This window comes from Armatimonadota bacterium (assembly GCA_020354555.1).
Lineage (GTDB): Bacteria > Armatimonadota > Hebobacteria.
Map to the genome: position 1 here is coordinate 3584330 of CP070648.1, position 6525 is coordinate 3590854.

5 protein-coding genes are annotated in these 6525 nt (G+C 64.4%); 2 read left to right on the forward strand and 3 right to left on the reverse strand.

Annotation, left to right across the window (positions count from 1 at the left end; all coding sequences use genetic code 11):
- A partial coding sequence (locus JSV65_14665; protein ID UCH33791.1) for a flavodoxin family protein occupies window positions 1–353 on the forward strand: 353 nt, incomplete at its 5' end.
- Window positions 354–509: 156 nt separating this feature from the next.
- Complete coding sequence (locus tag JSV65_14670) at window positions 510–2105, forward strand: DUF4091 domain-containing protein (GenBank protein UCH33792.1); 1596 nt, start codon at window positions 510–512, stop codon at window positions 2103–2105.
- 285 nt (window positions 2106–2390) lie between these two features.
- On the opposite strand, the gene JSV65_14675 is transcribed toward JSV65_14670, so the two are convergent.
- The 3 genes from JSV65_14675 to JSV65_14685 all read right to left on the reverse strand — a co-directional run.
- A complete protein-coding gene (locus JSV65_14675; protein ID UCH33793.1) occupies window positions 2391–2837 on the reverse strand; it encodes a GNAT family N-acetyltransferase in 447 nt (148 codons plus the stop codon).
- Between the two features lie 91 nt (window positions 2838–2928).
- Window positions 2929–4269, reverse strand: a complete 1341-nt coding sequence (locus JSV65_14680) for a hypothetical protein (protein ID UCH33794.1) — start codon at window positions 4267–4269, stop codon at window positions 2929–2931.
- A gap of 433 nt (window positions 4270–4702) precedes the next feature.
- Window positions 4703–6525: right-handed parallel beta-helix repeat-containing protein (locus tag JSV65_14685; GenBank protein ID UCH33795.1), on the reverse strand; the 1823-nt coding region annotated here is incomplete at its 5' end.

Sequence of the window (6525 nt, forward strand, 5' to 3'; positions counted from 1 at the left end):
AGAAGTATCCGAAGTTGGCAGTGATCTCTAACTGTGGCTACCCCGAGCAGACGCATTTCCAGGTGCTCAGTCTGCTTTTCGCGCGACTCGCGCGCAACATGCATTCCGAAGTCATAGCGGAAATCTATCGCGCAGCCGGACCGCTGTTCGAGATTAAGATGCCGATTGTCGAGCCGCTTCTCGGGGAATACAAGCAGTTGCTCAGACGCGCCGGGCGCGAAGTCGTCGAACACGGCAGGCTCTCGGACGCTACCCGGGTCGAGCTGGACAAGCCTCTCGTCCCCGCGGACGTCTATCGCGAGCAGAGCAATCAGGGCTGGGATCGCGCGCTGGCGAGGATCGGAGGGGCGTGACGGCCCGGGCGCGGCGCAAAGGCCGGAGGTCGACTCGTTGCCGCGGTGAACAGTCCCGGACTGCGCTGCGAATCGGGCGCGGGCTGCAATCCGCGCACCCGGCGCCGCGACGGCCTGGAGCGCCGCGGTCTGAGCACGTCCATCGGAGGGCATCCTATGCAGGCCTGGCTTTCGAGCTCGCTGGTTCGGCATTACCCCGCGTCGCGCGCGAAGAGACGGCAGACGCTGACTCTGCACGCGGCGCGCGGCGAGAGTCTGTCATTCCAGGCGGCGTTCCGCACGGAAGGCAGTCCGGCGAAAGTGTCCGCCTCGGCGACGTGCCGCGATGGTTTTCTGTTGCGCGTCCGCCGTGTGGGATACGTGCCGGTGCTGCATTTCTCCACGGCCACGCCCGCGCCGGAGTTGGAGGGCATAGGACACCTGCCCGGCCTCGCGCCGGATCCCTTGTTCCCCGAGGCTGAAGCCCACGCCGGCAGCTACGAGACGAACGCGTTTTGGGTCAACGTGGACGTTCCATCTCATGCACCGCCCGGGCGGTATCCGGTCACGGTGGCTCTGTCGCCGGAAGGCGGCGAAGCCGTGGCTCTGATCGCAGTCGTGGTGGTTCATCGGGGGACTGTGCACCCACGCCGTGATTTCCCGGTGACCCAATGGTTCTACGCCGACGCTCTGTGCGATTGGTACCGAACCGAGTTGTGGGAGGAATCATTCTGGCCCATCCTCGACGCCTACGTCGAGGACATCGCGGCCCACGGCCAGGACACGATCCTCGTGCCGGTGTTCACCCCGCCGACGGACGGCGTGAAGAAACCCACGCAATTGCTCGGCGTGCGCCGCGACGGCGGGCGATACGTCTTTGACTGGACTCTCGTGGAACGCTGGGTGGACTGCGCTCGTGAGCACGGCGTCTCGCACTTCGAATGGAATCACCTCTTCACGCAGTGGGGCGCGGCGCGCGCCATCCGGATCTACGAAGGCCACGGAGAGGAAGGCGCGCTCCTGTGGCCGGCCGAAACCGCGAACACGTCAGCGACCTACCGCGAGTTCCTCTCGCAATACCTGCCGGAACTGCATCGCTTCCTGGCCGAGCGCGATCTGCTGGACGTGAGCTTCTTCCACGTGTCCGACGAGCCGCACGGCGAGGAAGCCCGCGCCAACTACCGCGGGTGCCGCGAAATGCTGCGCGAGCTTGCGCCGTGGATGCGGGTGATGGACGCGCTGTCGGAGATCGAGTTCGCGCGCGAGAAGCTCGTTGACGTGCCCATCCCGAGCATCAGCGTGGCGCCGCAGTTCGCGGAAGGGGGCTTTCCCGCGTGGGCGTACTTCTGCTGCGGGCCGCGCGGGGCATACCTGAACCGCCTGCTCGACACGCCTCTATCGAAGATAAGCATGGCCGGATGGCTGTTCTATCGGAACCGCGCGCGCGGCTTCCTCCACTGGGGCTACAACTACTGGTACAAGTCACAGACCACGGAGTTGATTGATCCGTATCGGATCAATGACGCGCTCAACTGGCCCGGGTGGCCGCCGGGTGACCCGTTCATCGTCTATCCCGGGGATTCCGGCCCGGTTGATTCCATCCGCTGGGAGGTGTTCGCGGAGAGCTTGCGGGATTACGCCCTGCTCCAGAGCGCTGGCGTCGAGCCGGAGGATCCCATGCTGTCGGAGATCAGGGACTACGCCGACTTCCCGAAAGACGAGCCGTGGATTCGCACGCGGCGGCGGGAATTGCTGAAGAGACTTGATCGCTAGCCGGATGGTCGGGGCGGCGTGATGCTGCGCACGCGGGCTCCCTTCGACTGTGCTGAGGGCAGGCGAAGACCGGGCGAAAGGGCGCGATGGTTAAAGGCTCGGCGCCCAGGTAGACGGCGGGGCGTCCGCCATCACGGCGGCGCGACCGTCTCGGTTGCGACGCTGCGGCAAGCGCGAAGGTTCACGCGCCTCCGGCGTGCTTCCCGTACCATATGACTATGGCGGGACGTCCGCCCACGGGATCGCGGCCGGAGCACGTGATCGCCACCTGCAAAGGAATCCCGGTCACGCCCACGGCGGACCGTATTCGAACATCGCCTCGTCGATGGACGGCCTCTTCCCACCCGTCGAGACGTACAAAGCCATAGCCGCAACGTTAGACTCGCTCGTCACCACGAACATCTTCGCGCAGCCGCGTTCTTCGCAAATTCGCTTGAGGTGCTCGACCAGCGCTTTCCCGATGCCTCGCCTGCGGTGAGCTTCGGCTACCTCAATCTCGTAGAAGAGCATCATCGGCTTTGGTCCGTCCACTCGCGGCAGCTCATAGGCGAGGGCAAACCCGACAGGCTGCTGGTCCAGGTGGGCAGCGATCAAGTAGTTCCGCTCTTCCGCGAGAAACGCAGCCATATGGCCCATTTCCACTTCGCGAGACTTGAACATCTTGACGATGTCGCACGCCGTCTTCTCGTCGCCGCTCATGAGCCTGCACATCTCCACAGTGCCACCCATCACCCCACACTTCCTAGTCCACATGAGGCAGATCCCTCTGCTCCGGGATGTCTACTCAGAACGCCAGCGGCTCGGCCCGTCATCGCGAGTCCGGCTACCGCCTCAGTCCAGCTATCAGGTCGCCTTTGACTCTTCGGAATACATCCGCAATGCGGCTGTTGTGGCGTTCCATCTCCGGAGTCAAAGGACCCTTGGTCGTTCGAGGAGACAGCGCCTCGATATCGTCCGCTGCGATGATCTCTGCCTGAGATACGAGGTTCGCCGCCGCCGCGAGGTACGCCAGAGCGCGTGCTGATGCATAACCGGGCGCGGCCGGCTCCGCAAGCATGTCGGCCGCAGCGCTCAAGAACTCGGCGGACACCGGCTGCTGTGCCTGCGCCGCAGACTTCACAGCGCTGGCGAGCATAGTCCGGCCATCATCGGAAGCGGCAGCGAATGCGGCTTCCACCACGCCTTGGTCAGTTATGCCGAAGCTCGTGACCAGCTCCCGCGCCAGTTCCGTCATTCCCGGGTGATCGCGGAGAGCAGTCGTCAGAATCACTAACGCCTGGTCCGGAGCAATTCGCGACCTGAGGAGTGCCAGTCGCTCCGCGACCACCGGGTTACCCGCCTCCAGGCGTGCGGCCTCAGCGATGGCAGGCTCATCACCCGTCCCAAAGACTCTCTCGCCGACGCGCACGATTTCACGAACGAGGTCCGCGTAGCCGCCTGACTCGATCTCGCGCCAGACGTTCGTCCGGAAGAGAAGTTCGATCAGCCGAGGCTGCAAGTTGTTCCGCTCAACGTACGCAGCCGTCGCGGCCGTATCCGGTCCGCTTTCCGCGCCGCGACCCGCATCAACGTACATGCGCCTTGCGTAGTCATGAGCGTCCCCTCCAATCGCGAGTGCGGCCTCCGCTTGCCGCGCACGCGGATTGTTGCGCAGGAGCAGTATCTTGAGCCCGGTATCACCCGGAAGCCGAGCGAGTGCGGTGATGTCCGCCTCGACATCGGCGCCTGTTGCGTCCGAGTTCGGCCGACGCACGGGTCTCACCTCGTGTTCCGTCACTTGCCACTTCGGCTCACACTCGCGAGCCCATTTTGCGCACCAATACCAGACCTGCTTGTCGCAGTCGGCGCTGGCCGTCCACCAGGCCGCGAAGTCTCCTGCCGTGGCAAACAGCATCCCGGTCAGCGAATACAGGGAGGTGCGCGCGATCTGGCCCATTGTCGGCCTTGTCCAGGACCGACGAACAGGGCCGAACTGAGTCATATCGCAAAGTAGCGCCGCGACTGAAGGAGAGCCGTCATCAATCAGCGCGCCGAGCTGCGCTATCGCGCGCGGGTCAGGGATGCCCCCGGCGACCTGGCAGGCCAACCCACGGACGAGCGGGTCAGGGCTGTTCATCTCCTCGAACAGGGCGGCTCGATACAGTGCCTGAACCGACTGATCCATCCGAGAATCAGCCGCACATTGGAGTAGCAGCAGCAAATCCTCTTCCCACGCGGGACGTGGCACGGGCGTACTCGCCCAGTGGCGCAGTGGCCAGGGCTTCACCGATGCCGGCGCATCGGCTGCTGCCGCCTCGCGGGACTGGATTGTCCGCAGGAGGATGTCATGTACTTCAGGAAAGACCTGCGCTTCGTCACCTCCGCGCGCAGCCGTCACGAAGCAGGAGGAGATCGCGAGGATCACAACAGGCACGAGCTTGGCGCAGCGCATCTGCCTGAGCTCCTTGGCTCCTCGCACACCAACGGCATCACCGGCAGGCCGATGACGGGAACGGCCACCAGGCGCCGCGATCCTCGGTCATGACAGGCATAGGAGCCGCTGTGAGCATTGACGACTCATTCACCGCGGCCGCTCTCCCATCCTGTCGGCCTTGCCGTCAGAACACCGGCGGCTCGCCCCAATTGTGCCCGGCGGTCCAGGGCCTGAGGCCGAGTTCGTACGCCCCGAGGTCCGGCGCGGCACCAACACACCGGGAAGTGATGCCGGGGATGACCACGCCCGCGTCCACGCACGGTGAATCCTCACGCAACCGAAAATCGGCCTCACTCGCGCCAACGAAACCCGGCTCTTTGCCCGCGAAGTTGTGATTGATCTCGATGCCGTCGCCCGTGATGACATCGTTCGTGCAGATGTTGTTGACGGCGCGACAACCGGCCTGATCCCTGTTGTCGTTCGGCCCCCAGTAGCCCAGGCTGTTGGCATTGTCGTGGATGGTATTGTAGTACACCAAGTTGTGGTGCGACGGCGTGTTGAGGCGAATGCCGCTGTCCTGATTCCCCCACGACACGTTGTGGTGGATGATGAAGTTCGACGAGCCGTTGTCAATATAGATGCCGACGCCGCAGCTCTCCGCACGGTTGTGATGGACGCGATTGTACGCGATGACGGTGCCCGCACCGTCGGTGTCGTAGCAGTACGTGATACCAAGATCGCTCGTCATGAGCCCCGCGTGATACATGTCGTTGTACGCGATGACGCCGGTCTTCAACGTGCGGTGCACCAGCACCGTGCGCCCGGTCTCGCACAGCGTATTGCGAACGATCGCATTGCGCGTTCCGCCGGCCCAGATTGCGCCGCAGTCCCCCGCCATGTAATCGCATCCGCGAATCAGGCAGTTACGTACGACGTTTCGCTCCCCCTCTAATGTGACGCCATTCCCGGCGCTGTACACGACTGAGCTGTCGCGGAACTGATTGTGATCGCCGCTGATGAGCACGCCGGTTGACGCCCCGGTGCCCCAGCCCCCGCAATCCATGAAATGAGACGCATAGCGCACGTGGCAGTTGCGCGCGACGCAGTGACCGGCACCCGCCATGCTGATCGTGCTCGCGAAAATGCGGAACCCCTTGACGTGGATGTACTGACGCTCGCTGAGGTCGAAGGCGAGATCGCGTCGCTTCGCCTCGACGCGATGACGCGCCGGATCGTCGCCCTCCGGCGCCCAGAGGCTCACCGTTTGGCGCTGCTCGTCGACGTACCACTCTCCAGGGGCATCCAGCAGCGCGTGCGCTCCCATGAGGTAGTAGCGCGAGCCGTCTTTGACGACGTACGCCCAATCCTGGCCCCACGAGCTTTCGAACTTCAGGGCATGAGCGCTCGGGTCATACTCGAGTACCGGGCGCGTCCACGACACCCAGTGCGCGCCCGGCAGGATGTGAATGGTCGCCCCTCCTAGATCGCGCGTCGGCAGGTGAGGGTCAATGATGAGATTCGGTGCGCTGCCCTCGGCCGCGACGGCCCACGTTGGCCGCATCGGATCGAGCGGCGCATCTGGCCAGCGCGCCAGGTTCATCATCTGCCCGTCAACAAAGAGCTGGTTGAACGTCCAATCGGTCGCCGCCCTGTAGATGCGCCCGTCGGCCGGCCGCCAGCCGGTAATCGGATCCGCGCCGGAGATGACGACTTCCTCATCCTCGTATGCGGCAAAGGTGATCGGCTTCCCCTGCTCGCCCGATGTTGCAGGCCTCACCGTCTCGCGATACACGCCTGCGCGCGCGAAGCACGTGTCGCCCGGCTTCATCACATCGGCCGCGCGTTGGATGGTCCGAAACGGCTTTTCGAGCGTGCCCGGGTTGGCGTCTGCACCGGACGGAGCGACGAAATATGTCGCGCCGTGCACGCAGGTGGCCATGAGCATGCACCCTATCGCAGCGCACAGGGATTGAAGCAGGAGCGATTGACTCGGCATGTCCGTACCTC

What these genes read in the sequence shown, in the direction of transcription:
- JSV65_14670 (UCH33792.1), top strand. Translation starts at nt 510, where the DNA reads ATGCAGGCCTGGCTTTCGAGCTCGCTGGTTCGGCATTACCCCGCGTCG.
- JSV65_14680 (UCH33794.1), bottom strand. Translation starts at nt 4,269, where the DNA reads ATGGATCAGTCGGTTCAGGCACTGTATCGAGCCGCCCTGTTCGAGGAG.